Source organism: Micromonospora sp. NBC_01740 (assembly GCF_035920365.1).
Lineage (GTDB): Bacteria > Actinomycetota > Actinomycetes > Mycobacteriales > Micromonosporaceae > Micromonospora > Micromonospora reichwaldensis.
On the sequence record NZ_CP109150.1, the window covers coordinates 1,382,965 to 1,406,597 of the forward strand.

Annotated in this window: 28 protein-coding genes and 1 pseudogene; 18 read left to right on the forward strand and 11 right to left on the reverse strand. The window is 73.6% G+C overall.

The features are described from left to right. Positions 1–63: 63 nt before the first annotated feature. Both OG989_RS06630 and mobA read right to left on the reverse strand, forming a co-directional pair. A complete protein-coding gene (locus tag OG989_RS06630) occupies positions 64–330 on the reverse strand; it encodes a DUF6457 domain-containing protein (RefSeq protein ID WP_151453989.1) in 267 nt (88 codons plus the stop codon). Continuing rightward, positions 327–947 carry a molybdenum cofactor guanylyltransferase gene (gene mobA / locus OG989_RS06635; RefSeq protein WP_327030004.1) on the reverse strand — a complete coding sequence of 207 codons (621 nt, stop codon included), beginning with the start codon at positions 945–947 and terminating at the stop codon, positions 327–329. The genes OG989_RS06630 and mobA overlap by 4 nt, the downstream gene beginning before the upstream one ends. 317 nt (positions 948–1,264) lie before the next feature. Here mobA and OG989_RS06640 point away from each other — a divergent pair, with 317 nt between their 5' ends. Then, a complete protein-coding gene (locus OG989_RS06640) occupies positions 1,265–1,522 on the forward strand; it encodes a hypothetical protein (protein WP_327030005.1) in 258 nt (85 codons plus the stop codon). An 18-nt stretch (positions 1,523–1,540) separates the two neighbouring features. Here OG989_RS06640 and OG989_RS06645 read toward each other — a convergent pair whose 3' ends face one another. After that, on the reverse strand, positions 1,541–2,155 hold the full coding sequence (locus OG989_RS06645; protein WP_327030006.1) for a response regulator transcription factor: 615 nt from the start codon (positions 2,153–2,155) through the stop codon (positions 1,541–1,543). A gap of 132 nt (positions 2,156–2,287) precedes the next feature. Here OG989_RS06645 and fdhD point away from each other — a divergent pair, with 132 nt between their 5' ends. After that, a complete protein-coding gene (gene fdhD, locus OG989_RS06650; protein ID WP_327030007.1) occupies positions 2,288–3,139 on the forward strand; it encodes a formate dehydrogenase accessory sulfurtransferase FdhD in 852 nt (283 codons plus the stop codon). A 9-nt stretch (positions 3,140–3,148) separates the two neighbouring features. On the opposite strand, the gene OG989_RS06655 is transcribed toward fdhD, so the two are convergent. From OG989_RS06655 to OG989_RS06665, 3 genes are all read right to left on the reverse strand, one after another. Continuing rightward, positions 3,149–3,844 (reverse strand): GAP family protein, encoded by a 696-nt coding sequence (locus OG989_RS06655; protein ID WP_327030008.1) that lies wholly within the window; start codon positions 3,842–3,844, stop codon positions 3,149–3,151. A 162-nt stretch (positions 3,845–4,006) separates the two neighbouring features. Next, complete coding sequence (locus OG989_RS06660; RefSeq protein WP_151453995.1) at positions 4,007–4,252, reverse strand: flavin reductase; 246 nt, start codon at positions 4,250–4,252, stop codon at positions 4,007–4,009. Then, positions 4,249–4,575, reverse strand: coding sequence for a hypothetical protein (locus OG989_RS06665; RefSeq protein ID WP_370518930.1), 327 nt, complete (start codon positions 4,573–4,575; stop codon positions 4,249–4,251). The genes OG989_RS06660 and OG989_RS06665 overlap by 4 nt, the downstream gene beginning before the upstream one ends. Positions 4,576–4,782: 207 nt before the next feature. Between OG989_RS06665 and OG989_RS06670 the strand changes: the two genes are divergently transcribed. The 5 genes and pseudogenes from OG989_RS06670 to OG989_RS06690 all read left to right on the forward strand — a co-directional run bounded on the left by OG989_RS06670 (position 4,783) and on the right by OG989_RS06690 (position 8,070). After that, the gene (locus OG989_RS06670) at positions 4,783–5,529 is read left to right on the forward strand and encodes a helix-turn-helix domain-containing protein (RefSeq protein ID WP_151453996.1); all 747 of its coding nucleotides are present in this window, start codon (positions 4,783–4,785) and stop codon (positions 5,527–5,529) included. Further along, positions 5,517–5,711, forward strand: coding sequence for a DUF397 domain-containing protein (locus OG989_RS06675; RefSeq protein ID WP_151453997.1), 195 nt, complete (start codon positions 5,517–5,519; stop codon positions 5,709–5,711). Before OG989_RS06670 ends, OG989_RS06675 begins: the two co-directional genes overlap by 13 nt. Positions 5,712–6,019: 308 nt before the next feature. After that, positions 6,020–6,691 carry a hypothetical protein gene (locus OG989_RS06680; RefSeq protein WP_327030009.1) on the forward strand — a complete coding sequence of 224 codons (672 nt, stop codon included), beginning with the start codon at positions 6,020–6,022 and terminating at the stop codon, positions 6,689–6,691. Further along, positions 6,688–6,798, forward strand: a pseudogene (locus OG989_RS06685) (DUF397 domain-containing protein); the annotation flags it as partial. The gene OG989_RS06680 and the pseudogene OG989_RS06685, both read left to right, overlap by 4 nt. 396 nt (positions 6,799–7,194) lie before the next feature. After that, positions 7,195–8,070 (forward strand): alpha/beta hydrolase, encoded by an 876-nt coding sequence (locus tag OG989_RS06690; RefSeq protein WP_327030010.1) that lies wholly within the window; start codon positions 7,195–7,197, stop codon positions 8,068–8,070. A gap of 121 nt (positions 8,071–8,191) precedes the next feature. Here OG989_RS06690 and OG989_RS06695 read toward each other — a convergent pair whose 3' ends face one another. After that, positions 8,192–8,980 (reverse strand): class I SAM-dependent methyltransferase, encoded by a 789-nt coding sequence (locus OG989_RS06695; protein WP_327030011.1) that lies wholly within the window; start codon positions 8,978–8,980, stop codon positions 8,192–8,194. A 163-nt stretch (positions 8,981–9,143) separates the two neighbouring features. Here OG989_RS06695 and coaD point away from each other — a divergent pair, with 163 nt between their 5' ends. Further along, a complete protein-coding gene (coaD, locus tag OG989_RS06700) occupies positions 9,144–9,566 on the forward strand; it encodes a pantetheine-phosphate adenylyltransferase (protein ID WP_327030012.1) in 423 nt (140 codons plus the stop codon). Positions 9,567–9,630: 64 nt separating this feature from the next. Here the strand turns inward: coaD and OG989_RS06705 are convergent, their stop codons facing one another. Next, positions 9,631–10,137, reverse strand: a complete 507-nt coding sequence (locus OG989_RS06705) for a VOC family protein (RefSeq protein WP_132240483.1) — start codon at positions 10,135–10,137, stop codon at positions 9,631–9,633. A gap of 25 nt (positions 10,138–10,162) precedes the next feature. Here OG989_RS06705 and OG989_RS06710 point away from each other — a divergent pair, with 25 nt between their 5' ends. The 5 genes from OG989_RS06710 to OG989_RS06730 all read left to right on the forward strand — a co-directional run bounded on the left by OG989_RS06710 (position 10,163) and on the right by OG989_RS06730 (position 13,856). Next, the gene (locus OG989_RS06710; RefSeq protein ID WP_327030013.1) at positions 10,163–11,005 is read left to right on the forward strand and encodes an AraC family transcriptional regulator; all 843 of its coding nucleotides are present in this window, start codon (positions 10,163–10,165) and stop codon (positions 11,003–11,005) included. A gap of 122 nt (positions 11,006–11,127) precedes the next feature. Further along, positions 11,128–11,508 carry a hypothetical protein gene (locus OG989_RS06715; protein ID WP_327030014.1) on the forward strand — a complete coding sequence of 127 codons (381 nt, stop codon included), beginning with the start codon at positions 11,128–11,130 and terminating at the stop codon, positions 11,506–11,508. 71 nt (positions 11,509–11,579) lie between these two features. Beyond that, positions 11,580–12,032: a hypothetical protein gene (locus OG989_RS06720; protein ID WP_151454004.1), complete on the forward strand. Its 453-nt coding sequence runs from the start codon at positions 11,580–11,582 to the stop codon at positions 12,030–12,032. A 15-nt stretch (positions 12,033–12,047) separates the two neighbouring features. Next, entirely contained in the window at positions 12,048–12,482 is a 435-nt protein-coding gene (locus OG989_RS06725) for a hypothetical protein (RefSeq protein WP_327030015.1), read from the forward strand. A gap of 210 nt (positions 12,483–12,692) precedes the next feature. Then, entirely contained in the window at positions 12,693–13,856 is a 1,164-nt protein-coding gene (locus OG989_RS06730) for a serine hydrolase domain-containing protein (protein WP_327030016.1), read from the forward strand. Between the two features lie 5 nt (positions 13,857–13,861). Here the strand turns inward: OG989_RS06730 and OG989_RS06735 are convergent, their stop codons facing one another. The 3 genes from OG989_RS06735 to OG989_RS06745 form a co-directional block, all read right to left on the reverse strand. Then, positions 13,862–14,902: a DUF4192 domain-containing protein gene (locus tag OG989_RS06735; protein ID WP_151454007.1), complete on the reverse strand. Its 1,041-nt coding sequence runs from the start codon at positions 14,900–14,902 to the stop codon at positions 13,862–13,864. Positions 14,903–15,000: 98 nt separating this feature from the next. Further along, positions 15,001–17,691 carry an ATP-binding protein gene (locus OG989_RS06740; RefSeq protein ID WP_327030017.1) on the reverse strand — a complete coding sequence of 897 codons (2,691 nt, stop codon included), beginning with the start codon at positions 17,689–17,691 and terminating at the stop codon, positions 15,001–15,003. A gap of 77 nt (positions 17,692–17,768) precedes the next feature. After that, complete coding sequence (locus OG989_RS06745; RefSeq protein WP_151454009.1) at positions 17,769–18,350, reverse strand: NADPH-dependent FMN reductase; 582 nt, start codon at positions 18,348–18,350, stop codon at positions 17,769–17,771. A gap of 167 nt (positions 18,351–18,517) precedes the next feature. On the opposite strand from OG989_RS06745, the gene OG989_RS06750 reads away from it, so the two are divergent. The 5 genes from OG989_RS06750 (at position 18,518) to OG989_RS06770 (ending at position 23,603) form a co-directional block, all read left to right on the forward strand. Then, positions 18,518–19,987 (forward strand): MFS transporter, encoded by a 1,470-nt coding sequence (locus OG989_RS06750; protein WP_327030018.1) that lies wholly within the window; start codon positions 18,518–18,520, stop codon positions 19,985–19,987. Positions 19,988–20,046: 59 nt separating this feature from the next. Continuing rightward, positions 20,047–20,961 (forward strand): fructosamine kinase family protein, encoded by a 915-nt coding sequence (locus tag OG989_RS06755; RefSeq protein ID WP_151454011.1) that lies wholly within the window; start codon positions 20,047–20,049, stop codon positions 20,959–20,961. Next, complete coding sequence (gene moaA, locus OG989_RS06760; protein WP_327030019.1) at positions 20,958–21,971, forward strand: GTP 3',8-cyclase MoaA; 1,014 nt, start codon at positions 20,958–20,960, stop codon at positions 21,969–21,971. Before OG989_RS06755 ends, moaA begins: the two co-directional genes overlap by 4 nt. 134 nt (positions 21,972–22,105) lie before the next feature. Then, entirely contained in the window at positions 22,106–22,345 is a 240-nt protein-coding gene (locus OG989_RS06765; RefSeq protein WP_151454019.1) for a MoaD/ThiS family protein, read from the forward strand. A gap of 13 nt (positions 22,346–22,358) precedes the next feature. After that, the gene (locus tag OG989_RS06770; RefSeq protein WP_132235534.1) at positions 22,359–23,603 is read left to right on the forward strand and encodes a metallophosphoesterase; all 1,245 of its coding nucleotides are present in this window, start codon (positions 22,359–22,361) and stop codon (positions 23,601–23,603) included. Positions 23,604–23,633 lie beyond the last annotated feature (30 nt).

Sequence of the window (23,633 nt, forward strand, 5' to 3'; positions counted from 1 at the left end):
ACGGTCACCCTACCCACGGAACGGGGGAGGCGAATCAGCCCGACCGTGATCGGACAGCGGAGGTCAGGCGGGTGTCCCGCCCGGGCGTTCGGCGCCGAGCCCGACCGGCCAGTCGGCGGCCAGCGCGCTGAGCCGGGCCGCGGCGCCGGCCGGGTCCGCGCCCCGCCCGACCGCCAGCCCCAGCAGGTACGCGGTGACGGGCGCGCCCGGCCGCAGCACCTGGTGCGCCACGTCCTTGGCCAGGTCGAGCACGGCCGGCACCGGCACCTGGGCGGGATCCAGGTCCAGCTCGGCACAGGCCGCCGTCACCCAGTCGTCCATGACCGTCATCGCGCCCACTCCTCCGCCCGGCGTACGTCCTCGTCAGTGTCGCAGTCGAACCAGGGCGGCGGGCCGGCACCGGCCCACGGCACCTCGCGTACCCGCAGCGCGGCGAGCAGCGCCCTGATCGGCGCCCCCGCCAGCGACGCGGCGGACCCGTCGGGCTGCCCGCTGGCGCGCTCGGCGGCGAGGCGGACCAGGGCGGCGCGCAGCGGGGCCACCCGCCACACGCCGCAGAGGGTCTGCCGCCGCCCGTCGCCGTCGACGTAGCAGGCGCCGTCGTGACCGGCGTCGAGGTGGCCGAGCAACTCCCCGACCGCCGCGCGGGTGAGCAGGGGCAGGTCGGCGGCGAGCAGGGCGACCACCGGCGTACCGGGGTCGAGCAGGGCCAGCCCGGCCGCGGCGGCTGCGACGGGGCCGCCGCCCGGCGGCTCCTCCCGGGTCAGCCGCACCCCGTCGGGCACCGGTCCGTCCGGGCCGACCAGGATGCGCGGCGCGGCGTCGGCGACCGCGGCGAGCACCCGGTCCCGCATGGGCCGGCCGCCGACCGTCCGGGCGGGCTTGTCGACGCCCCCCATCCGGCGCGCGGCCCCACCCGCCAGCACCACCGCCGCATACGCGTCCACCGGGCCACGGTATCCGCCCGACGCCTCGCCGGGAGATGCGAGGCGACGGGCGTGAGGTTGCCCGGCTCTCCCGTGTGGAGCGGCGGCCTACACAGAAGTGGGACGTGATCGTGGACGGCCGCCGGTGCAGCCTGGTCCTGTAACGCGGCCCTCCCGGGCGACGGGCTCGGCGGGGGACGGGGCACGGCAGATCTCGGGTCCGGTTCTGCCGTGCCCATCAGAGACGGCCCACGGGGGTGGCGACCGCCGGTCCCACCCCGATTCTCCAACCGGTACACCCTCGGCCCCTGACGGCCGAGGCGAAGAAGGGAGCATCGATGGCGAAGACTCCGCGTCGCCCGCGCGTCCGCAGCCTCATCGCGGTCGCCGCCGTGGCCGGCGGTGCCGTGGTCGGCCTGGCCGCGCCCGCCCAGGCGGCCTACAACAGCCCGCTCTACTCCACGCTCAAGGCGTGCAACGCGGCCCGGCCGGCGTACGTCAGCTCGTGGACGTCGCCGGGGCCGTGCTACCCGATGTACAACTGGAACGGCACGAAGAAGATCGGCTACTCGTTCCTCGTGCAGACCCGGGGCTGACGTGCCGGTCCATCGGTCCTAGGCGGCGGGGTCCACCTCGAACGCCATCGCGATCCGCGTCAGTCCCGCCTTGTTCACCGCGCCCGTCTTCTGTCGCAGGCGATGCGTGTAGGTGTCGACCGTCGACTTGGACAGGCAGAGCCTGCGGGCGATCTGCTGGTGGGTGAGGCCCTCGGCAACGAGCCGCAACACGTCCCGTTCCCGGGCGGTCAGCATGGGCGGACCGCCGTCGCAGACATCGGCGACGGCGTCGGGCAGCAGGGCGACGCGCGCCGCGCCGTCGAGGTACAGGTCGCCCCGCCCGACGGCGTGGACCGCCCGCAGCAGGGTGGCCTCGTCGACGTCCCGCCCCAGATAGGCGAGCGCGCCCGCGTCCAGGGCAGCCCGCACCCGTACCGCGTCCTGGCACGTGGCGAGGACGACGAACGCCGGCCCGTCGGGCCACCACGGGCCGGCGTTCGACTCCCCGCAGCGGTCGGCGACGACGACCTGCGGCGCGTCCCGCAGGGCGGCGACCGGCTCGACCGAGGGGAACACGCCGACCACGGTCACCCCTGGAGCCCGCCCGAGGGCGTCGGCGACCCCCCGAAAGGTCAGCGACCCGTCGTCCACGACAGCGACCCTGACGGCCATGGCCCACCCTCTCCGGACTTCCTCCTGCGGACGGTCACACCGTACGGCGGGCGGCGTACAGGTCGCGTACATCGCGGATACGGACGGGCCGTCGCCGCGCGGCGCCCCGACCCCGGGGTGCAGGATGGCGGGATGGGACGGGCGACTGACCGGCGCGGCGTGCTCCGCATCGACCTCGACGCGGCGACCGGCCGCACCTCGGTACGCCGGCAGGACAGCCTCGCCGTGGAGGAACCGCTGGAGATCCGGGTCGGCGCGGCCGGCCCCGGCCGGCGACGGCCGCTCGCGGTGACCATGCGTACGCCCGGCGACGACCTCGATTTGGCGATCGGCTTCCTGCTGACCGAGGGGCTGATCCGCTCCGCCGACGACGTACGCACCGCGCAGCTCTGCGCCGGCGCGGAGACACCCAACACGTACAACGTGGTGGACGTGGTGCTGGCGCCCGGTGTGCCCGAACCCGCCGTCGATCCGGCCCGGAACTTCTACACCACCAGCTCCTGCGGGGTGTGCGGCAAGGCGAGCATCGACGCCGTGCGTACCCGATCGGTCTTCGCGGTGGGCGACGACCCGCTGACCGTGCCGGCGGCGGTCCTGACCGCGCTGCCGGACCGGCTGCGCGCGGCTCAGCGCGGCTTCGACCGCACGGGCGGCCTGCACGCGGCGGGCCTGTTCACCGCCGACGGCGACCTGGTGGTGCTGCGCGAGGACGTGGGCCGGCACAACGCCGTCGACAAGGTCATCGGCTGGGCGGTCCGCGAGCGGCGGCTGCCGCTGGCCGGGCACGTCCTGCTGGTCTCCGGGCGGGCGAGCTTCGAGCTGACCCAGAAGGCGTGGATGGCGGGGGTGCCGCTGCTCGCGGCGGTCTCCGCGCCGAGCACCCTGGCGGTGGAGCTGGCCGAGGAGGCCGGGCTGACGCTGGTCGGCTTCCTGCGCGGCTCCACGATGAACGTCTACGCCCGTCCTGACCGGATCACCACCTGATCCGTCGGCCTAGCCGAACAGCCCCAACCGGACCGCGGCGTCGCGGGCCACCAGGAAGCCGGCGATGCCGAGAATCCAGCCGAGCATGCTGCCCGAGGTTCGCATGATCCAGGCGTTGAGCCGGGCCAGCACCGGCTCGACCAGCCTCGGCAGCGCCATCCGGGCCGCCAGCAGCAGCACCGCCGGCAGGACCATGACCAGGCAGTAACCGGCGAGCAGCCCCACCATCTCGGCCGCGCCGAGACCCGAGGTGGTCAGCAGGCCGACCGCGCCGAGGTACGGCAGCATCGTCGCCACCTCCGCGAGCGCGGCGAGCAGCGCCAGCCCCACCAGCCACCGCGCGGAGGAGTCGCCGGCGGTGGCCCGGTCCCGCCAGCGCAGCACTCCGCCGCTGCGCGGACGCCGCTTGCTGTCGTAGCGGAAGCTGAGCAGGAACAGCCCGACCCCGAGGACGAGCTGTGCCCAGAGCACCGGTCGGTTGTCCATCGCCCCGCCGAGGACGTCGGCCAGCCGGCTGCCGCCGAGGGCGAGCAGCAGCCCGATGCCGAAGTAGAAGACGGCGATCGTGCCGAGGTAGACGAGGATCCGTCGGGCGTTGACCGGCCCGGGAGCGAGCAGCAGCCAGACGGGGATGAAGAGCGTGCCGATGCTCGTGCTGTCGACCAGGGCCAGGCCGGCGAGCGTCAGCAGCAGTCCGACGCTCATGCGGTGCTTGCGGTGGGTTGGGGCACGGACCCATTCTGTGCCGGCGTCGATCCTGTCGACTCGCCCTACGGAACGAACGTCCACTACATCTTTCGACGGAGACCAGCATTGCCGCTGTCTGCCGTGCCGCTGTCTGCCGTGCCGGCGCTTCCGATGGCGCGGTCAGCGCGGGCGGGCCCAGGCGGTGAAGCGGGCGGTCAGGCCGGCCGGCGTCGTGGCGTGGTCCAGCGCGGCGAGCTGTTCGCCCGCCTCGGCCTGAAGGGTCGCCAGGTGGATCAGCAGGGCCGGCCGGTCCGTCCGGTACTCGGCGAGCAGCCGCAGCTTCGCCGCCGAGCACGGCCAGGCGATGCCGCAGGCCGCGCAGCGCCAGGTGGGCCGGGTGGGCAGGTGGTCGCGGCGCCGGGTCACGCTGTGACCCGTCGGCGGGTCACGGGACGGCGGTGGGCCTGCGCCGACGAGGCCGGAGCTGCGGTACGCCAGCGGACCCCCTCGCACCACACGTAGAGCGAGCGCCGGTCCACGGCGTCGCCGCGCGCGCCCAGCTGGTAGACGTCGATCCAGCACCAACCGTGGTACGTGTGCCAGTCGGTCAGGACGCGAATCACGCGCACGGAGATCGGGCGGACGAACTGCGGGCTCGCGGACCGGGTCAGGTGCAGGACGTCACCCGACCTGATCTGCCGCAGCGCGGGCTTCGGGTCGGGCTTCGGGTCCGGCTGGCGCTCCGGCAAGGTCTTTCCCCTCGTCCGTCGGTGTGGAGGAGGGGGCCGCCACGGATGCTCGCCCGGCGGCGACCCCTCGCGGCACGACCGGCGGGCCTCGGGATGCCTCCACCGGCTCGCGCCGTCCACTTGGCACCCTGCCGAGGGTTGCCAGCCGATCACACCGCGTAGCAGTCTGTACCGGGGATATTCAGGACGTTCAGGCGAGGAGCAGGGATGAACCGGGCGGTTCAGGTAGCGATGGCGAAGGCCGGCGAGACTGCGGAGAGCCTCGCAGCTCAGATCGGCGTCGATCCGAAGACGGCGGCACGCTGGGTGAGCCAGGGACGAATCCCGCAGACCCGTCACCGTGCCCGGGTCGCCGAGATCCTGAACAAGGACATAGAAGAGCTCTGGCCGGACGCACTGAAGCGAAGAGAGCCAGCGTGGTTCCAGCCATGGACGGACATCGAGCGCGAGGCAGCCGGCCTGCGCTGCTACGAATCCACTGTCATTCCCGGGCTTCTTCAGACCGAGGAGTACGCCCGCGCGGTACTCGCCAGCGGCCCCCTCGTAGCCGACGCAGCCGGCTACGTCGAAACGCGGCTGCGACGGCAGGCTGCGGTATTCGAGCGGCCCCGCCCGCCCCTCTCAGTCTTCGTGATCGATGAGGCGGCGTTGCGGCGAGGCACGCCGGCAGTCATGGTGCCCCAGCTCGACCACTTGGCTGAGGTGGCCGCGCGACCAAACGTCATGGTGCATGTCCTGCCGTTGAAGGCGGGCTTCCACCCGGGGCAGGCCGGACCGTTCGTCATCGCCACGACGAGCGACGGGGAGGACGTCGGCTACCTCGACGATCAGGCCACTGGCCGCATCACAAATGACGTTGCTCCGCTCTGGGCCGTGTGGGATACCGTGAGATCGCTCGCGCTTCCGCGAGACCAATCCATCGACTTCCTTGAGGCAAGATCATGGCTGACCTGATCGGCGCGCAGTGGCGCAAGAGCACCCGCAGCAGCTCGAACGGCGGCAACTGCGTCGAGGTCGCCGACAATCTTCCCGGCGTCGTCGGCGTCCGTGACTCGAAGGACCCGGCCGGCCCGGCACTCACCTTCACACCGGCGGCCTGGCGCGCGTTCGTCGCCGAGCTGGCCGAGCGGGCCTGAACACCCGGGACGCAGTCACGCCCTTCCCCCAGACCGGCTGACGCGGAGGACGCGAGCCCTCCTCCCGTCCCTCGCCAGGCCCCCGAACTCTTCCGCTGGAGACGGGAAAGCGACTGGGCCGCGGTCGGCTTCTCGGCCTGCCACAACGTCAGTCACGCCTACGGACCGCCAATCTCATGGGGACCGCGAAACAGGCGAGGCCGCACCGACGATGACCGCCCGGCAGTCCTCCCGTCGGATGGCGTATCCGCTACACATGGTGTGTGGACCACCTTCAAGGGCACCTCGGCACCTGCGCAAGCGGAGCCATGGCCGAGGGGATGCACACCCGACAGGCTGACCTGACGACGGATGCCATACGTGAGGGCCTTGGCAACGTGTTCTGGATCGGCGGTGGACCTGCGAGCGGTAAGTCGACGATCGCGCGTCGGCTCGCCAACCGGTACGGCTTGCATCTGTACGCCACCGACGATGTCATGGGTGACCACGCCGACCGTGTTACCGCCGAGGAAGCGCCTTGCCTGGACCGGTTCAAGGCGATGGACATGGACGAGCGCTGGCTCACCCGTTCCCCGGAGATCATGCTGGACACGTTCCACTGGTTCCACGGCGAGGCGTTCCACCTGATCGTGGACGACCTGCTGAGCCTGCCGACAGGCACTCGCGTAGTGGCCGAGGGCTTCCGGCTCCTCCCGCACCTGGTCAAGCCACTGCTCGCCGAGGTCGATCGCGCGGTGTGGCTGCTGCCGACGGCGGACTTCCGCGACGCCGCCCTCGCCCAGCGAGGGTCGACCTGGCAGATCCCGGCGAAGACCAGTGATCCGGAACGGGCGAGGCAGAATCTGAGCGAACGCGACCGGTTGTTCACCAAGCGCCTGATCGTCGAGACCGACCGGCTCGGTGTGCGGGCGATACGGTTGGTCCCCGGGATGTGCGAAGACGAGGTCGCCGACCAGGTGGCCCGGCAGTTCGCCCTCTGAACGGCGTCGTCGCCGTCCCTGACCCGAAGGACCCGGCCGGTCCGGCGCTCGCCTTCACACCGGCGGCCTGGCGCGCGTTCGTCGCCGAACTGGCCGAGCGGGCCTGACGTCCGAAGCGCACGTCGGGCCCGGCGCGGGCGAGCAGGATCGCGGACACCCAGCCAGACCCGAGCGCCGCGCGGGAGACGGCTCGTGACCGCCAGCAGTCGAGCTGGCGCCTCGTCACGCAGCCTTGACCGGATGATTCGCGCCTCCTGCGGCGGTGACGGAGCCCGCCCGCGGGCAAACAGGTCGCGCGACGCTGTCGAGCTGAGTCGTCTGTGACATCAGGCGATGCCTGGTTCGCTGCGACACCAGATGGCGGTGAATCGTCTGCGACATCAGCTCGACAGTCCCACGCGAGCCGCAAGGGCCGCCCGATCCTGGCGGTGGGCCGCATCGGCGCGCCGCCAGCTCCTCACCGGGCGAGACGGAGACGCCCGGTCGGTGTTTGACTGCCCTGCATGGAGCTGAGCGTCGGCGAGCAGCAACTCCCCGCCACCCTGAACCTGCCGGCCGGGCCGGCCCGGGGCGCCCTCGCCGTGCTGCACGGCTCCCACGCCGACAACCGGTCGTGCTTCCTCTATGAGCACCTGGCCCGGCTGCTGCCGCCTGCCGGCATCGCGGTGCTGCGCTACGACCGGCGCCCCCGGATCGACGGACGCGACGTGCCGATGAACGCCCAGGCCGACGACGCGGCGGCGGCCCTGGACGTGCTGCGCCGGCAGGTCGGTGATGTCCCGGTCGGACTGTGGGGGTTCAGCCAGGGGGCCTGGGCGGCGGCGCTGACCGCCAGCCGCCACCCGGTCGACCTCCTCGTGCTCGTCGGGTGCAGCGGGGTCAGCCCGGCCCGGCAGATGCGGTACGGCACCGCCGAGCAACTTCGCCGCCACGGGTACGGCGACGCCGACCTCGCCGAGCTGGACCGGCTGCGTGGGGTCACAGAGGCGTACCTTCGCGGCGGGCTGTCCCGGGCGGTCGCCCAGGCGGAGTTGGACGCCGCCGTCGAGCGGCCCTGGTTCCCGCTGGCGTTCCTGCCGCGCGAGGTGCCGGAGCCCGGCGCCTGGGCCGACATGGACTTCGATCCGGAACCGGTATTCGCGGCGCTGACCTGCCCGGTGCTGCTCTGCTACGGCGACACCGACGCCTGGATCCCGATCGAGGAGAGCCTGACGGTGTGGCGCCGGGCGGCCGTTGCGGCAGACCTGACCATCGCCCGGCTGGCCGGCTGCGACCACGCGCCCACCCTGCACGAGGCCGAGAACCTGGCCGGCATCAGCCCGCAGTACGCACAGATCCTGCTCGCCTGGCTGGACCGGCGGCTCCCCACAGTTCGATGACGTGGCGGCGTGGCACGCGTTCGTGGTCGAGTTGGCCGAGCGGGCCTGACCATCCGGGGCGCGCTCCGATGCCGGCGGGCCATGGAGGTGGAAGGCCTAGCTGGGCGAGGTGCGGCCTCTCTCAGTCGGGCGTACCGAACTGGAGCCAGACGCGGACCCCCTCGGTGACCTCGTCGCGTCCGCCGAGGGCGTCGCGCACCTCTGCGGCAAACGTGGCTCGTCCCTGCGTGGAAGGCAGCTGGTCGGCCGACAGGGCGGAGAAGACGCCGCCGACCATGTCATCGACGGTGAGCGGTGCGTCGTACCGCACCGACGACTCCGCGTACCGGTAGCCGGCGCGAACGAGGGCGTCCTGGTTGCGTAGGCGGCCGGCGTCGTCGGTTTGGCAGGCAGCTGTGACGGGGTGCCCGAGCAGCCGTTCCAGGCAATCGCGCAGTGCCCTGGACCAGTCGGCGTCCTGGAGCCACAGCGGCGCTCCGTTGGTGACGACGGCGACGCCACCGCCGGGACGCAGCAGCGGCCGGGCGGCCCTGAACAGCGCGTCGCGGTCCATGAAGTGGATGGCGACGGCGGCGGTCAGCGCGCCGATCGTCCGTCCGCCGAGTAGCCGACCCAGTGCGGGCAGGTCGTTGTCAGTGCCGAGCATCCACATGGCGTTGACCGTTGCGGCGTCGAGGGCGGCCTGGCGGGCCAGAACCAGCATGTCCGGCTCCGGGTCCACCCCGATGACGGTCCCGACCCGGGCGGCGAGCGGGAGGCTCAACTGGCCGGTGCCGCAGCCGAGGTCGACCACCGCGTCCTCGGCGCTGAGGCCGAACGCTCCCACGAGGGCATCGAGCACCTCGGGCGGGTAACCACGCCGGTGCCTCGCGTAGTACGTCGCCACCTCACCGCTGAAGCTCGCTCTCATCTCGACAGCCTGCCGGGGAAGCAGACCGGGAAGCGAGCGATTCTGCTCAGGGCATGGCCAGGGTGTCGCTGCTTGCGTCGGGCAGGGCAAGTCCCTGTGGCTGTGACGTACCGCCCACGGCGAGGGGCGAGCGGATCCGACAGCCGATACCTACAGTCGGGCCATGAGCACCGGCAGAGGCGTGCGGGCGGTCTACCCCGGCAGCTTCGATCCCTTCACTCCCGGGCATTTGGATGTGGTGGACCGGGCACGCCGCCTCTTTGACGAAGTGGTCGTGCTCGTTGCGGTCAACAGCCTCAAGAATCCGGGCACCGACGAAGAGGCGCGAGCGGCCGCTGTCCGGGCCATTCTGCCGGTCGAATGGACCTCCGTGAGCGTTGCGGCCTGGAGCGGTTTGACCTCCGACTACTGCCGTCGCCACGAAGCAGGGGTGATCGTCCGCGGCTTGCGGAACACCACCGACCTGCAGAGCGAGTACCGGCTCGCCGCGATGAACGAGTCGCTCGGTGTCCCCACGGTGTTCCTGCCTGCGCAGCCCGAACTGGCTGCGGTGTCCTCGACCGCGGTGCGCACGCTGGGAAAGTGACCTTCGTTCACGCAGCCGCGGACGGCTGGGCATCACGCGAGCGGCCGGCGCTGTCGCCCCCGTGTCAGCTCGCCTGGTTCTGCTGCTCGGCCCATTCGGCGACCCGTCGCGCGCTCTCCTTCTCGGAGAGGTCCTCCACCCGGGTCATGACCGACCACCGTACGCCGAAGGGGTCCCTGATGCTGGCGAACCGGTCGCCGGACACGAACGTGGACGGCGCCTCACGGACGACGGCGCCGGCCGCCTCGGCCCGGGCGACGACGGCGTCCACGTCGGGGCAGTAGAGGCCCATCGAGTAGCAGTCCTGGTCCCCTTCGGGGGCCGCGACGAGCCCGTAGTCGGGCATCGGCTCGCCGAGTTGCAGCAGCCCGTGGCCGAAGTCGAGAACGGCGTGGGCCACGACCCCGCCCATCTCGGTCACGTCGACCACCCGGGCACCGAAGATCTCCCGGTAGAAGTCGATGGCGCCGCGGGCGTCGGGGATCGCCAGGAAGGGGGTCAGGCTGGTGGCGCCGTGCGGCGTACCGTTCGTGGTGTGCTCACCGTCGGCGGCTCGGGTCGTTGCAGTCATGTGACCGATCGTAGGAACGGCGGGCGTGGGCCGGCTTGAAGATTCGCGCCAGGTTCCCGACCCGGGTGGGGCGAGCCCACGGGGTGTCCTCTATCCGGCGCGGCTGCCCACGTTCGACCGGCTCCCGCCGCCGGACGCGGTGCGGCAGTTGGTGCGGTGGTTCTGGATCCCGGAGTGGCAGATCCAGCCGGGGCGGTCCTCCCGGCAGCACCTGATCGCCTTCCCCGCCTGCAACCTCGTCGTCGAACCGGACGCGGTCGGCATCTCCGGACCGACGACCGGCAGTTCGCACCGTGACCTCACCGGAACGGGCTGGGCCGTCGGCGCCCTGCTGCGGCCGGCGGCCGTACCCCACCTCGTCGCGGATCCGGCGGCCCTGCGGGACCGCTACGAGGCCGTGGACCTGCCCGACCTGCACGCGCGGGTGCACCGCGAGATGACCCGGCCGGGCGACCGGCGGACCCGGCACCGCCGGGCCGTCGACGCCTTCGCGGGGTGGCTCAGCGAGGCGATCCCACCGCCGAACGACGAGGCGCTACTGGCCAACGCGATGGCCGAGGCCATCGACACGGATCCGGCGATCCGGACGGTCGAGGACGCCGCCGTACGCGTGCGCCTGTCCACCCGCTCGTTGCAGCGGCTCGCGGGACGGTACGTCGGGCTGCCGCCGTCGACGATGATCCGCAGGCGTCGGCTACAGGAGGCGGCCGAACGCCTGCGTACCGACCCGGGCACGACCCTGGCCGCCGTCGCCGCCGACCTCGGCTACAGCGACCATGCCCACCTCGCCAACGAGTTCCGGTCGGTGCTCGGCCTCTCCCTGAACAGTTACCGGCAGCGGGTCACGGGCGAGGAGGACGGGTCGTAGGTTCGCCGTAAACTCTCGCGGTATTCGCCCCTAAACTTCCGCGGTACACGTCCGTGGACCTTCGCGGTATTTCTGCCAACTGTGCTTGTTGGACGATCGAAGGCCATGGTCCACTACGCGCCATGCGCAGATTGTTGGCTTCGATCTTCGTCCTCGTTTCGGGAGCCGCTGGCGTTGTCGCCGGGACGCCCACGGCTTCCGCCGCCTGCAGTTATCCGTGGTCCAATCCGAGCAATTGGACAGCCGTAACCGTCGGCGACGACGTCAACTATCGCAGCGGCCCGTGGCGTAGTTGCAGTTCGAACGGCACCTGGAACAGCGGATCTGACGTCTATCTGCACTGTTACCGAGTCGGTGAGAAGACCACCGCCCACGGGGTCACGAGCCCGCTCTGGTGGCACGTACGTAAGGCCGGCACCCAGCAGCAGGGCTACATCTCCGAATCCTTCCTGCGCAGCAACGGTTGGATCCTGCCGCACCCGCCCGCTTCCCACCAATGCTGACCTGATCCGCACGAGAGCACTCTGCGGTCGCCCAAGGGAGATCGCTCGATTCCCATGGAAAGGGAGCCCTGATGAAACCAGTACGACTACTGCTGGCAGTTGCCGTGGGGCTGGCCGTGTCGACGGCGGTCGTCGCCAGCCCGGCTGCCGCAGCCGACTGCGACATCCTGTTCGGCAAGTGCTGGACGCTGTACCACAGCGACGGGGATGTCGTCGGTGCGCACGCCGACGGATACACCACCACCCAGTGCGACGGCCTTGGTCGGGTGTGCGTGTTCGGCACCTTGGAGGACACCAAGAGCGATGGGAAGTCCGCCTGCCTGGAGTTCTTCGCGACCTACTCGGACGGCGGCACCCGCAGGGAGTACGACCGGGTGGGCGGCTACGGCAACAGCAAGAGCCTGGGCAGCGCCGGATATTACAGCTTTGCCAGCAACGTAAGCACGATCAAGGCCCGCGAGGGCATCACGAACAGCAGCGGGACGTGCGTCTACGCGTCCGGCTACAAGTCACTGGCCTTCTAGCCGGAAAGGCGATCAATGCGCATCACGGGCCGTAGGTTCACCATCTGTGCGGCGACGACCGCAGCCGTCCTCGCTTTCACGGCATCGCCGGCGTTGGCCGTCGCCAACTGGTCGCTCTACCACACCAACGGAGATGTGGCGGGGGCGCACGCGGCGGGGTCTGTCGGCGTCGAGGACGGACGCGTCATTCTGCGCGGCACGCTGGAGGACACCGCCGCCGACGGCTACTCGGCCTGCCTGCAGACCGAGGCCTACTACAGCTACTCCTCGAATCCGGGCCGCACCGAGATCGACTACATGAGCAAAGGAAGCGGCAAGAGCGCTCCGATCGGTGCGGGCCACTACAGTTTCGCCATCAACGTGACCAAGATCCGCGCCCGCGAGGGCCTGGGCAAGAACGGTTCCTGCTTCGCCTGGGCCACCGGGTGGACCACGATCTACGCGGGCTGAGCCGGGTCGCAACAGGACGTCGCCGGGCCTGACCTGCCGCAGGCTCGCCCGGCCAGCCACGTTGCGCCGACGCGTGTGGAGGTGGGGAAGGGGGCCGGCCGGCCCCCTTCCTGGCGGGGTTCTCCCCGGTCTTCCGGTCCGGGTGCGCCAGGGGAATCTCCCCGATGCCCCGGCCGGCACCGGGAGACAAGGCTCGATGTCATGAGAATCATGAACAGCCGGACCGCCCTCGTGGCGACGGCGCTCGCCACCGTGCTGACCGTCGTGGCCCCCGGCGCGGTCACCGCCGCACCCCCGGCCCGTTCCGCCGCCGACTGCCGCCCCGGCACCCTCGACCCCGGCCCACTCCGGCAGGCGATCGCCGGACTACCCAACTCCGACGCCACCAGCGCCCAGGTCCGGATCACCACCCCGGACGGCTGCTGGACCGGCGCCACCGGCGTCCGGGACCTGCGCGGTCAGGCCCCCGTGCCGCCGCACGCACGCTTCCGGATCGGCAGCGTCACCAAGGTCTTCACCGCCGCACTGGTGCTGCAACTGGTCGCCGAGGGCCGCATCGACCTGGCCGACCCGGTGCAGCGGCACCTGCCCGGGCTGCTGCCCGCCGACTACCCGACCGTCACCGTCCGCCAGCTGCTCGACCACACCAACGGCATCCCCAGCCCGACCATGCCGGACGGCATCGAGTGGCAGCTCGCCCACCGGTACGACCGGTGGACCCCGGAGCAGATCGTGCGACTCGGCCTGCGCAACCCCCGGAAGTTCGAGCCCGGGACGAAGCAGCACTACACCAACATGGGCTACATCGTCGCCGGCCTGCTGGTGGAGAAGGTCACCGGCCACCCGTACGCGCGGGAGATGGACCGGCGGATCGCCCGCCCGCTCCACCTGCGGGACACGTACGCCCCCGGCGACGACCCGCGCATCCTCGGTCCGCACGCACACGGGTACCAGGCCGTCGTACGCGACGGGGCCACCGAACTGGTGGACGCCACGACGTGGAGCCAGACCTTCACGCCGGCTTCCGGCAACGTCATCTCCAGCCTCGCCGACCTGGACACGTTCGTCGCCGCGCTCTTCGCCGGCCGGGTCGTGCCGCCGGCCCAGTTGGCCGAGATGTTCACCCTGCCCGCGGTCTCCGACGTCGCCGGTGGTCCGGCCCGGTACAGCGCCGGGCTCACCGCGTTCCCGCTGCCCGGAGGCGAAGTCCTGTGGATCAAGACGGGCTCCCGGTTCGGCTACCTGACCGGCGTGGCGGCCACCCGCGACGGCCGGTTCAGGATGCAGTACTCGATCACCGCGACCGACGCCAAGGGTGAGGAGCTCAGCCGTACCGCTCAGGCCGTCATCGGCGCCGCGCTCGGGATGCTCTGACGGGGTCAGCGGGGGCCGCGCCGGCTGCGCCGGCGGCGTAGCACTCCGGGCGATCCCACCGCCGGCCAGCCGTCCAGCTCCGACGGCGGAACGCCCCGGCGCAGCAGGTCGTCGAGGAGCAGCGCCATCGAGTGGCCGGGATGCTCGGCCAGGGCCCGTTCCAGGGCCACGGCCGCCAGCGCGCCCTGCCCCGCCCGCCAGGCCGCGAACGCCAGCAGCGCGGCCGGCACGGCGATCAGCTCCGGCTCGGCCCGGCGCAGCACGTCGGTCCAGAGCGCGATGTCCTCGTCCCGCCCGTCGGTGCGCTCCCAGGCGTGGTCGCGGACGGGCACGTGGGTCAGCAGCACGCTCAGCCAGGCGACCTCGTCGTCGGTGAGCCGCTGACCCCGCCGGTGCCGACGCAGCGTGGTGCGTACCGCCGCCGCTCCCGCGGAGCGCAGCGTCCGCTCGCCGCGCGGGTCGGTCGCGGGCGCCCGGTCGAGCAGGTCCGCGAGGCGTCGCTCGGCGCGGGCGGTGGCCCGGCGTACGGCCGAACGGGCCTGACCGGTCACCGGGGCGACCTGCGCGACCAGGGCGGCCCGGTCGGGCAGGGCGACCTGGCCGGCGAAGACGGCCGCCGCGCTGACCTCGCTGGCGCCGACGTCGTAGGGGGTGCCGTCGGGCGGGCAGCACGCCGGCTCGGTGCAGAGGTACGACCAGTAGCGGCCCTCGGTGACGCGCAGGGCGTCGAGCACGGGGAGCCCGGCGGCGGTGAGCGCGGCGCGCACGGCGTCGACCGCCGGGGTGACCAGCGGCGCCGGGCCGTAGCCGAGGACCGTGGCGGTCTCGGCGTGCTGCCGGGCCACGACGCCGGCGAGGTGCCCGGCGGGGTCGCGCGGATCGGCGAGGTCGGGCAGGTCCGCGCGGGCGGCGAAGGTGATCCGGCGGCCCCGCATCGCCACCACGACGACGCTGTCGGTCGGGTGGAAGCCGAGCAGGAAGGGCACGGCGGCGATCAGGTCGGCGGGGGAACGGACGGCGAGCCGGGGGCGGTCGGTCGGGGTCATGACGGGCAGCCTGCAACGCAGTCGACACCGTCAGTGACCCCTGTGGACGACATGCGGGTTATCCACAGTCACGGAACGTGTTTCCCCAGCTCGGAGGCTTACGCCTCGACGCGGGCGGGGTGATCGGGCCGGGCCGCCACCAGGGATGCCAGCTCGCTGCGGGAGCCGACGCCCAGCTTGGGATACGCCTTGTAGAGGTGGTAGCCGACCGTCCGGGGGCTCAGGAAGAGCTGCGCGCCGATCTCCCGGTTGCTCAGCCCGCGGGCCGCCAACTGCACCACCTGGTGTTCCTGCGGGGTCAACCGCTGCACGACGCCCGGGTCGGCGGCCCGCACGCTCTCCCCGGCGGCGCGCAGCTCGGCACGCGCCCGCGCGCTCCAGGGGTGGGCCTGGAGCCGGTCGAAGATCTCCAGCGCCGAGTGCAGCACGATCCGGGCCTCGCTGATCCGGCGTGCCCGGCGCAGCCACTCGCCGTACAGCAGCTCCGTGCGGGCCTGCTCGAACGGGGTGCCGCCCTCCCGGTGCAGGGCCACCGCCCGGGCGTACTGGCCGTCGGCGTTGCCGGCCAGCAGCGCCTGGCAGCGCAGCGCGACCGCCCCCGTCCACGGCTGCCGGACGCGCCCGGCCCATTCGGCGTACTGCCGGGCGGCGGCCAGCCCGTCCTCCCGCCGGTCCACCCGGATCGCGGCCTCCACCAGGTCGGGAAGGCTGGCCATCGCGCCGCCCCGGTGCCGCGCGCCCAGCAGGCCGGAGAGTCGGCCGAAGGCCGCCTCGTACCGGCCGAGGCCCAGGTCGAGCAGGCTCAGCGCGCCGGCCGCGTGGACGTTGCCCGGCGTCACGCCCCGCGCGATCGGTGCCGCCGCAAGCTCGACGCACCGCTGTTCCTCACCCCGGATGGCGGCCAGGCCGGCGAGCACGGTGGTCAGGTAGACCGCGTGCCGGCGCTGCCCGGTGTCGGCGGCGATCCGCAGCCCCTCCGTCGCGTTGGCCTCCGCGTCGTCGTGCCGGCCCCGCATGAGCTGGGCGCGGGCGAGCAGCGGCAGCACCGAGGCCAGCAGGCCGGCGGCACCCTGCTGACGGGCCACGGCGGCCAGCCGCGCCGCGACGTCGTCCGCGCTGTCCAGGTCGGCCAGCATGATGTGCCACCACCCGATGTCGAGCAGTTCGAGGTGCCGGTCGCAGCCGGTCGTCTCCTCGACCAGGACCCGCAGCGGTGCGACGGCGGCGTCGGTGAGGGCGTTCTGCGCGGCGAACGCACGCGACAGCGCGGTGACCAGGTGGGCGCTGGGCACGCCGAGTTCCTCGGCCCGGGCGGCGGTGCGGTCCAGCGCGTCGAAGTCGCCCGCGTGGGCGGCCGCCCGGCCCGCGCGGAAGAGCAGGTGACCGGCCAGGCTCGGGTCGAGGGCGGCCACCGCCACGGCGGCCTCGGAGAGCAGGCGGTGGGCCTCCCTGGGACGGTCCACCGAGTCCAGCACCATGGCGCGGACCAGGGCGATGTCGGCCATTCGCACGGGATCGGTGACGTGGTCGGCGGCCTGGTCGGCCAGCGTCGCGGCCCGGTCCAGCTGGCCGGTGTCGGCCGCCGCCTCCGCCGCGACGGTCAGCCGCCGCCCGCGCCGGGCCCGGTCCGCGGTGAGCCCGGCGGCCCGTTCGTACATCGCCGAAACCACGGCGCTTCCCCGGGCCGACCCGCTCCGCGCGGCGGTCTCCAGGGCGGCCGCCGCCTCCTCGTCCGGCCCGGTCGCCATCGCCGACCGGTGCCAGGCGTACGAGCAGACGTCGCCCCGGGCCGCGTAGACCGCCGCGAGCGCCTCGTGCGCCGCCAGCCGGCTGCCGGCCTCCACGGTGTCCCGCAGTGCCGAGAACACCAGCGGGTGACGGAACACCAGCCGGCCGTCCACCAGCCGCACGAGCTGTGCCTGCTCGGCCGGGGCCAAATCGGCCCGGGTGCAGCCGAGGCGCTCGGCGGCCGGGAACACCACGGAGGCGTCGGCGGAGGACGCGTCGGCGGCGACGCCGAGCAGCCGCCGGGTCGCCTCGGGCAGCCGCCGCACCCGCTCGGCGAAGACCTCGTGGAGTCGCTGGTAGCGCGAGGACGGCAGCCGGCGCGGCATGCCGTCGACCGGCAACTCCAGCAGGGCGAGCGGATTGCCCTGCGCCTCGGTGAGCAGATCGGGCCGGAGGTGGCCGGGTACCGGCTCCGACCGCTGCGCCAGCACCTCGGCGGCGGCCGACTCGCCCAACGGCCCGACCGGCAGCTCCGGCAGACCGGCCGGGTCGAACGGGGACACCTCGTCGGTGCGGACCGCGACGATCACCGCGACCGGCTCGGCGTCGAGCCGTCGGACGGCGAAGAGCAGCGCCTGCGCCGAGGCCGGGTCGAGCCAGTGCGCGTCGTCGACCAGGCAGAGCAGCGGGCGTTCCTCGGCCAGCTCGGCCAGCAGGGTCAGCACGGCCAGCCCGACCAGGTAGCGGTCGACGTCGCCGCCGGCCTCCTGACCGAGCGCCACCCGCAACGCCCGGGCCTGCGGGGCGGGCAGGGCGTCGATCCGGTCGATCTCGCGGCCCAGGAGCAGGTGCAGCCCGGCGAACGGGAAGCCCGCCTCCGACTCGATGCCGTCGGTGCGCAGCACCCGCATGTCGTCGGCGCGGTCCGCGGCGTCGCCGAGCAGCGCAGACTTGCCGATGCCGGCCTCGCCCCGCAGGACGAGCACACCGCTGCGCCCGGCCCGCGCCTGCCGGAGCAGGGCGTCGATCCGGGCGGTCTCCTCGCTTCGGCCGTGTAGCACGGGGGTCAACGCTACGCGGCCACCGGGCCCGTCGACACGTACCGCGCGCTGTCCGGCAACGCTCTCCCGCGCGGACCTCAGGCCGCGTACGGGACGCGCTGGCGGGCCTCCCGCAGTGCCCGCCCCCACCAGCCGAGCTGGTCCAGGACGGTCTTGGCGGCGTTGTCGCAGCCCTGCGGTTCCACCGGCGCCCCCGCCTCGTCGAACCTGTCCCAGCAGCCGTGGAAGCTGACGGTGTCCCGCACCGTCGTCGCGTGCACCTCGGCGAAGACCGGGCGCAGATGCTCCACCGCGCGCAGCCCGCCGGAGACCCCGCCGTAGGAGACGAAGCCGACGGGCTTGGCGCGCCACTCGTCGCGGTACCAGTCGATCGCGGTCTTGATCGAGGCCGGGTAGCTGTGGTTGTACTCGGGTGTCACCACCACGAAGGCGTCGGCGGCGGCCAGCCGTGGCGCGAGCGCGTCCACCGCCGCCGGCTGCGGGGCGCCGAACGCGGTGAGCGTCGGCGGCAGGTCGACCTCGGCCAGGTCGACCACGTCGATCTCGAAGCCGTCGTGCCGGCGCGCCCGGTCGACGAACCAGTCGGCCACGACCGGGCCGAACCGGCCCGCCCGGGTGCTGCCGACGATGACGGCGAGCCGCAGCTTCTGCGTGGTCATGGTGCTCTCCCAGTGCGTTCGGGGTGGGTGTGCCGACCACGCTAGGCAGCCGGCGGGGCCCCGCCATCTGTCAACTGACCGGTCGACCGGCCCGGCCCGGCCCCGGTGGCCGGTACGGTCGTTCGACAGATGCCCGACGAGGGTTCGCGTCCCTACCGTCGGTGCCCATGACCACCGCACCCGCACCGCAGTCGTCGGCTCCGGCCGTCCGCACCCGCTGGGCCCCGGTCGTGGCGGTCGCCCTCGCCATGCTCGTGGCGACCTCCGAGATGAGCATGGCCGGCGTCGTACTGCCCTCGATCGGCGCCGACCTGGGCGCCGACCCGGCCGCCACGACCTGGGTGCTGCTCGCGTACGCGCTGCCGATGGCCGCTATCGCCATCCCGGCCGGCCGCTGGGCCGACCGGGCGGATCCCCGGCTGATCCTCGCCGTGTCCATGGCCGGTGTCGGGGTCACCAGCGTGCTCGCCGCCCTCGCCCCGGCGCTGTGGGTGCTGCTGGCCGTACGGCTGCTCCAGGGCGTCGCAGGCGGGCTCACCCTGGCCGTCTACCTGCCGGTCATCGCCGCGACCGTGCGGGCGGACCAGCGGGCCCGCGTGATCGGCGCGGTGGTGACGATCATGACCGTCGGCGGGATGGCCGGCACCTCGTCAGGCGGGCTGGTCGCCGGCGCCGTCGGTTGGCGCGCGGTGTTCCTGCTGAAGCTGCCTCTCGTCGCGGTCGCGCTCTGGCTGGGCCTGCGGGCGTTGCCCCGCGACGGCCGGGGGCTGCCCGCCCCGGGGCTGCCGCTGCTGCGCGAGGCGGTGCTGCTGGGCGGCACGGTCGCCGCGGTGCTCGTCGCCGTCGACGAGATCACGGCCCGGCCGGTGCTGGCCGCCGGGCTCGGCGCGCTGTCCGTGGGACTCGGCCTGACCTGGGCGCGGTTGCCCGCCTCACGGCCGGTCGTCGCGCTGGTCCGCGCCCGCCGTTTCGGGTTCACCACCCTCGGGCTGTTCCTGGTGTGCTTCAACGTCGCGGTGACGGTCTTCCTGCTGCCGTACTTCGTCGCCGACGTGCTGCACGAGGGCCCCGAGGTGGCCGGGATGCTGCTGCTGGTCCAGATCGGCGCCATGACGGTCACCTCGCCCGTCGCCGGCTGGCTCGCCGACCGGGTCGGCGCGCTGCCGACGGCGGCGACGGGCGCCGGGCTGACCGCCGGGGCCACGCTGCTGCCGGTCACCCTCTCCGCCGACGCCGGGCTGGTGCACCTCGGCTGGCAGGTCGCGCTGATCGGCGTCGGATTCGGCCTGTTCAACACCCCGGTCATCGCGGCGGTCATGGCGACGGCGCCCACCGGCTCGACCGGTGCCGCCGGCGGCGTCGGCGGCACCGTCCGGATGATCGCGACGACGCTCGCGCCGGCGGTCGCCGCGCTGTGCTGGACCGTCGCCGGGGGCGGGCTGGCCGGCTTCCGTACCGCCCTGGTGGTGCTCACGGCGATCCAGGCCGCCGGGGTGCTGGCGCTGTTGGCCGCCCGGGGGGCGGCGCACCGCCCCCCGGGTCCGCCCGCGCCGACGACTGAGGTCGCGCGATCCGGGGATGGGCGCCGACATGCGGTGACGGCGGTGCCACGCGACCGGGCGCAGCCGGCGGGCTGAGCCGCCGACACTGTGCGGCCGGCACCCGTACGGCCGGCGGGAGGGGTTACCTTGCGCAGATGGATCTGGCGTACCTGCGGGCGCACCCGGAGCACCTGCCGACCTTCCTGACCCACCAGCGGATCCGGGAGACGCCGGTCGCCGGCGGCGACATCTGTGCCGCGTCCCGGCTGACGCTGGACGACGGGCACTCGGTGTTCGCCAAGACCTGGCCGGAGGCCGCCGGAAGGCCCGCGCCGGAGGGCTTCTTCGCCGCCGAGGCGGCCGGCCTGCGCTGGCTGCGCGAGGCCGGGACGGTCGCCGTACCGGAGGTGGTGGTGGCGCTGCCCGGGCTGCTGGCGCTGGAGTGGATCGAGCCCGGCGAGCCGACGCCCGAGGTGGCCGAGCGGTTCGGCCGTGAGCTGGCCGGGCTGCACCGGGCCGGGGCGTCGGCCTTCGGGGCCGGGTGGAACGGCTTCATCGGGGCGCTGCCGGCGGACAACACGCCCGATGACGGCCCCTGGTCGGGTTGGTTCGCGCGGGCCCGGCTCGTCCCGTACCTCCGGATGTCGGTCGACGGCGGCGCGCTCACCGGCGCCGAGGCCGGTCTGGTCGAGCAGGTCGTCGAGCGGATCGGCGAGTTCGGCGGTGACGAGCCGCCGGCCCGGATCCACGGGGACCTCTGGCCGGGCAACGTGCTCTGGGGCGCGGACGACCGGGTCTGGCTGGTCGACCCGGCGGCGCACGGCGGTCACCGCGAGACCGACCTGGCGCAGTTGGCCCTCTTCGGCGGCGCGCCGCACCTCGACCGGATCCTCGCCGCGTACGCGGAGCAGTGGCCGTTGGCCGACGGGTGGCGGGAGCGGGTGCCGCTGCACCAGCTCCATCTGATGCTGGTGCACACCGCACTGTTCGGCGCGGCGTACCGGGATGCGGTCGCCCGTACCGCCCGGTCGGCCCTGGCCGGGCTCGGGCGCGCTACCGTCGACGGGTGACCGCCGCCCCGCCGACCGACGGCGCCCTCGCCGACCGGTACGGCCGCGTCGCCCGGGACCTGCGGGTCTCCCTCACCGACAAGTGCAACCTGCGCTGCACCTACTGCATGCCGGCCGAAGGGCTGGCCTGGCTGCCCGGCCCGCAACTGCTCGGCGACGACGAGATCGTCCGGCTGGTCGGGGTCGCGGTGCGCCTGCTCGGCGTGACCGAGGTCCGGTTCACCGGCGGGGAGCCGCTGATCCGGCCCGGCCTGGCCGACATCGTGGCCGCCGTGGCGGCGCTGGAGCCGCGCCCCCGCATCTCGCTCACCACCAACGGCATCGGGCTGGACCGTCTCGCCCCCGGGCTGCGCACCGCCGGGCTGGACCGGGTGAACGTGTCGTTGGACACGCTGGATCCGGAGCGGTTCGTCCGGCTGACCCGCCGCCCGCGCCTGGCGGACGTGCTGGCCGGGCTGGCCGGGGCCGCCGAGGCCGGACTCACCCCCGTGAAGATCAATTCGGTGCTGATGCGGGGCATCAACGACGACGAGGCGCCCCGACTGCTCCGCTTCGCCCTCGACCACGGCTACGAGCTGCGGTTCATCGAGCAGATGCCGCTGGACGCCCAGCACGGCTGGGACCGGGCCACCATGGTCACCGCCGACGGGATCCTGGCCGCCCTGCGCGGGGAGTTCGACCTGGTCCCCGACCCGGCGGAGCGTGGCGCGGCACCGGCCGAGACCTGGCTGGTCGACGGCGGCCCCGCCCGGGTCGGCGTGATCGCCAGCGTCACCCGGCCGTTCTGCGGCGACTGCGACCGCACCCGGCTCACCGCCGACGGGCAGGTGCGCGCCTGCCTCTTCGCCACCGAGGAGTCCGACCTGCGCGGGGCCCTGCGGGCCGGGGCGGACGACGACGAGCTGGCCCGGCGCTGGCGGGCCGCGATGTGGGGCAAGCGGGCCGGGCACGGCATCGACGACCCGGCCTTCCTCCAGCCCGCCCGGCCGATGTCCGCGATCGGAGGCTGACCGTGGCAGAACCGACGCGCCCGGCTGACCCCGGGCCACCGGCCCAGGCACGCCCGGCTGACCCCGGGCCGCCCGCCCAGGCACGCGCGACGGTCAACGGGCCGCCCGCCCAGGCCGCCGACGCCGGGGCGCCGGTGACCGTCCGCTACTTCGCCGGGGCGCGGGCCGCCGCCGGCCGGACCGAGGAGACCGCATCCGCCGGGCGGTCCCTGGACGAACTCGTCGTGGAGCTGACCGCCCGGCACGGTGAGCGGCTCGCCGTCGTCCTGAAGGCGGCGAGTTTCCTGGTCGACGGCGTGACCTGTCATGATCGGCGGGCACCGCTACCTGCCGGGGCCACGATCGACGTCCTGCCGCCCTTCGCGGGCGGCTGAGGGAGGCGCACACATGCTGGCGGCACTGGCGTTCGTCGCCACCATCGCGCTGGTCACCGGCCTGATCCACCTCTACCTGTGGAAGCGCCTGGTGCGGGACACCACTGCCCCGGGCCGGTGGCGGCGGATCGGCGGGATCACCGCCCTGGTGCTCGCGCTGCTCGTACCGGCGACCATGGCCGGCACCCAGGCGGGCCTCTACTGGCTCGCGTGGCCGGGCTACCTCTGGCTCGCCGTCATGTTCTACCTGCTGGTCCTGCTCGTGGCGCTGGAAGTGCCGATGGCGGTGGCGAAGCTCGTGCTGCGTCGCCGGGTCGCCGCCGCGGAGCCCACCGCCGCCGCGCCCGAGCCCGCCATGGTCGGCGCGGCGGGTCCGGCGGACCCGCCGGCCGCCGACGCCGTCGCGCAGCCCGACCACGACCCTTCCCGCCGGTTGCTGCTCGCCCGCGGGACGGCGATCTTCGCCGGGCTCACCGCCACCGGCCTCACCGGGTACGGCATCCGCACCGCCCTCGGCCCGCCGCAGCTCGACCGGGTGCAGATCCCGCTGGCCAAGCTCCCCCGCAGCATGGACGGCCTGCGGATCGCCACGGTCTCCGACATCCACCTCGGTCCGCTGCGTGGACGGGCGCACACCGAGCGGATCGTCGCCGCGATCAACCGCCTGGACGCCGACATCGTCGCCGTCGTCGGCGACCTGGTCGACGGCTCGGTGGCCGAGCTGGGCGAGGCGGCCGAGCCGCTGCGCGGCCTGCGCTCCCGGCACGGCAGCTACTTCGTCACCGGCAACCACGAGTACTACTCCGGTGTCGAGGAGTGGGTGCAGGAACTGGACCGGCTCGGCCTGCGGGTCATGCAGAACGAGCGGACGGAGATCCAGGCCCGGGGCGGCGTGCTCGACCTGGCCGGGGTGAACGACGTCACCGCCGCCGGCACCGGTCTGGCAGCCCCGGCGGACTACGCGGCGGCGCTCGGCGACCGCGACCCGAACCGCCCGGTGGTGCTGCTCGCCCACCAGCCGGTCGCGGCGACGGAGGCGGCGAAGTTCGGCGTCGACCTCCAGCTCTCCGGGCACACCCACGGCGGCCAGATGGTCCCGTTCAACCTGCTGGTGAAGCTCCAGCAGCCGGTGGTCTCCGGCCTCGGCGAGGTGGACGGCACCAAGGTCTACGTCACCAACGGTGCCGGCTTCTGGGGTCCGCCGGTCCGCGTCGGCGCCGAGCCGCAGATCACCCTGGTGGAGCTGCGCTCCCGCTGACCCATAGCGCGGGCGGCCGGCGTTGTCCAG

Coding starts and splice junctions, on each gene's coding strand:
- OG989_RS06630 (WP_151453989.1), bottom strand. CDS start 330: ATGACGGTCATGGACGACTGGGTGACGGCGGCCTGTGCCGAGCTGGAC.
- OG989_RS06640 (WP_327030005.1), top strand. CDS start 1,265: ATGGCGAAGACTCCGCGTCGCCCGCGCGTCCGCAGCCTCATCGCGGTC.
- OG989_RS06645 (WP_327030006.1), bottom strand. CDS start 2,155: ATGGCCGTCAGGGTCGCTGTCGTGGACGACGGGTCGCTGACCTTTCGG.
- fdhD (WP_327030007.1), top strand. CDS start 2,288: ATGGGACGGGCGACTGACCGGCGCGGCGTGCTCCGCATCGACCTCGAC.
- OG989_RS06655 (WP_327030008.1), bottom strand. CDS start 3,844: ATGAGCGTCGGACTGCTGCTGACGCTCGCCGGCCTGGCCCTGGTCGAC.
- OG989_RS06670 (WP_151453996.1), top strand. CDS start 4,783: ATGAACCGGGCGGTTCAGGTAGCGATGGCGAAGGCCGGCGAGACTGCG.
- OG989_RS06675 (WP_151453997.1), top strand. CDS start 5,517: ATGGCTGACCTGATCGGCGCGCAGTGGCGCAAGAGCACCCGCAGCAGC.
- OG989_RS06680 (WP_327030009.1), top strand. CDS start 6,020: ATGGCCGAGGGGATGCACACCCGACAGGCTGACCTGACGACGGATGCC.
- OG989_RS06690 (WP_327030010.1), top strand. CDS start 7,195: ATGGAGCTGAGCGTCGGCGAGCAGCAACTCCCCGCCACCCTGAACCTG.
- OG989_RS06695 (WP_327030011.1), bottom strand. CDS start 8,980: ATGAGAGCGAGCTTCAGCGGTGAGGTGGCGACGTACTACGCGAGGCAC.
- coaD (WP_327030012.1), top strand. CDS start 9,144: ATGAGCACCGGCAGAGGCGTGCGGGCGGTCTACCCCGGCAGCTTCGAT.
- OG989_RS06705 (WP_132240483.1), bottom strand. CDS start 10,137: ATGACTGCAACGACCCGAGCCGCCGACGGTGAGCACACCACGAACGGT.
- OG989_RS06715 (WP_327030014.1), top strand. CDS start 11,128: ATGCGCAGATTGTTGGCTTCGATCTTCGTCCTCGTTTCGGGAGCCGCT.
- OG989_RS06720 (WP_151454004.1), top strand. CDS start 11,580: ATGAAACCAGTACGACTACTGCTGGCAGTTGCCGTGGGGCTGGCCGTG.
- OG989_RS06725 (WP_327030015.1), top strand. CDS start 12,048: ATGCGCATCACGGGCCGTAGGTTCACCATCTGTGCGGCGACGACCGCA.
- OG989_RS06730 (WP_327030016.1), top strand. CDS start 12,693: ATGAACAGCCGGACCGCCCTCGTGGCGACGGCGCTCGCCACCGTGCTG.
- OG989_RS06735 (WP_151454007.1), bottom strand. CDS start 14,902: ATGACCCCGACCGACCGCCCCCGGCTCGCCGTCCGTTCCCCCGCCGAC.
- OG989_RS06745 (WP_151454009.1), bottom strand. CDS start 18,350: ATGACCACGCAGAAGCTGCGGCTCGCCGTCATCGTCGGCAGCACCCGG.
- OG989_RS06750 (WP_327030018.1), top strand. CDS start 18,518: ATGACCACCGCACCCGCACCGCAGTCGTCGGCTCCGGCCGTCCGCACC.
- OG989_RS06755 (WP_151454011.1), top strand. CDS start 20,047: ATGGATCTGGCGTACCTGCGGGCGCACCCGGAGCACCTGCCGACCTTC.
- OG989_RS06770 (WP_132235534.1), top strand. CDS start 22,359: ATGCTGGCGGCACTGGCGTTCGTCGCCACCATCGCGCTGGTCACCGGC.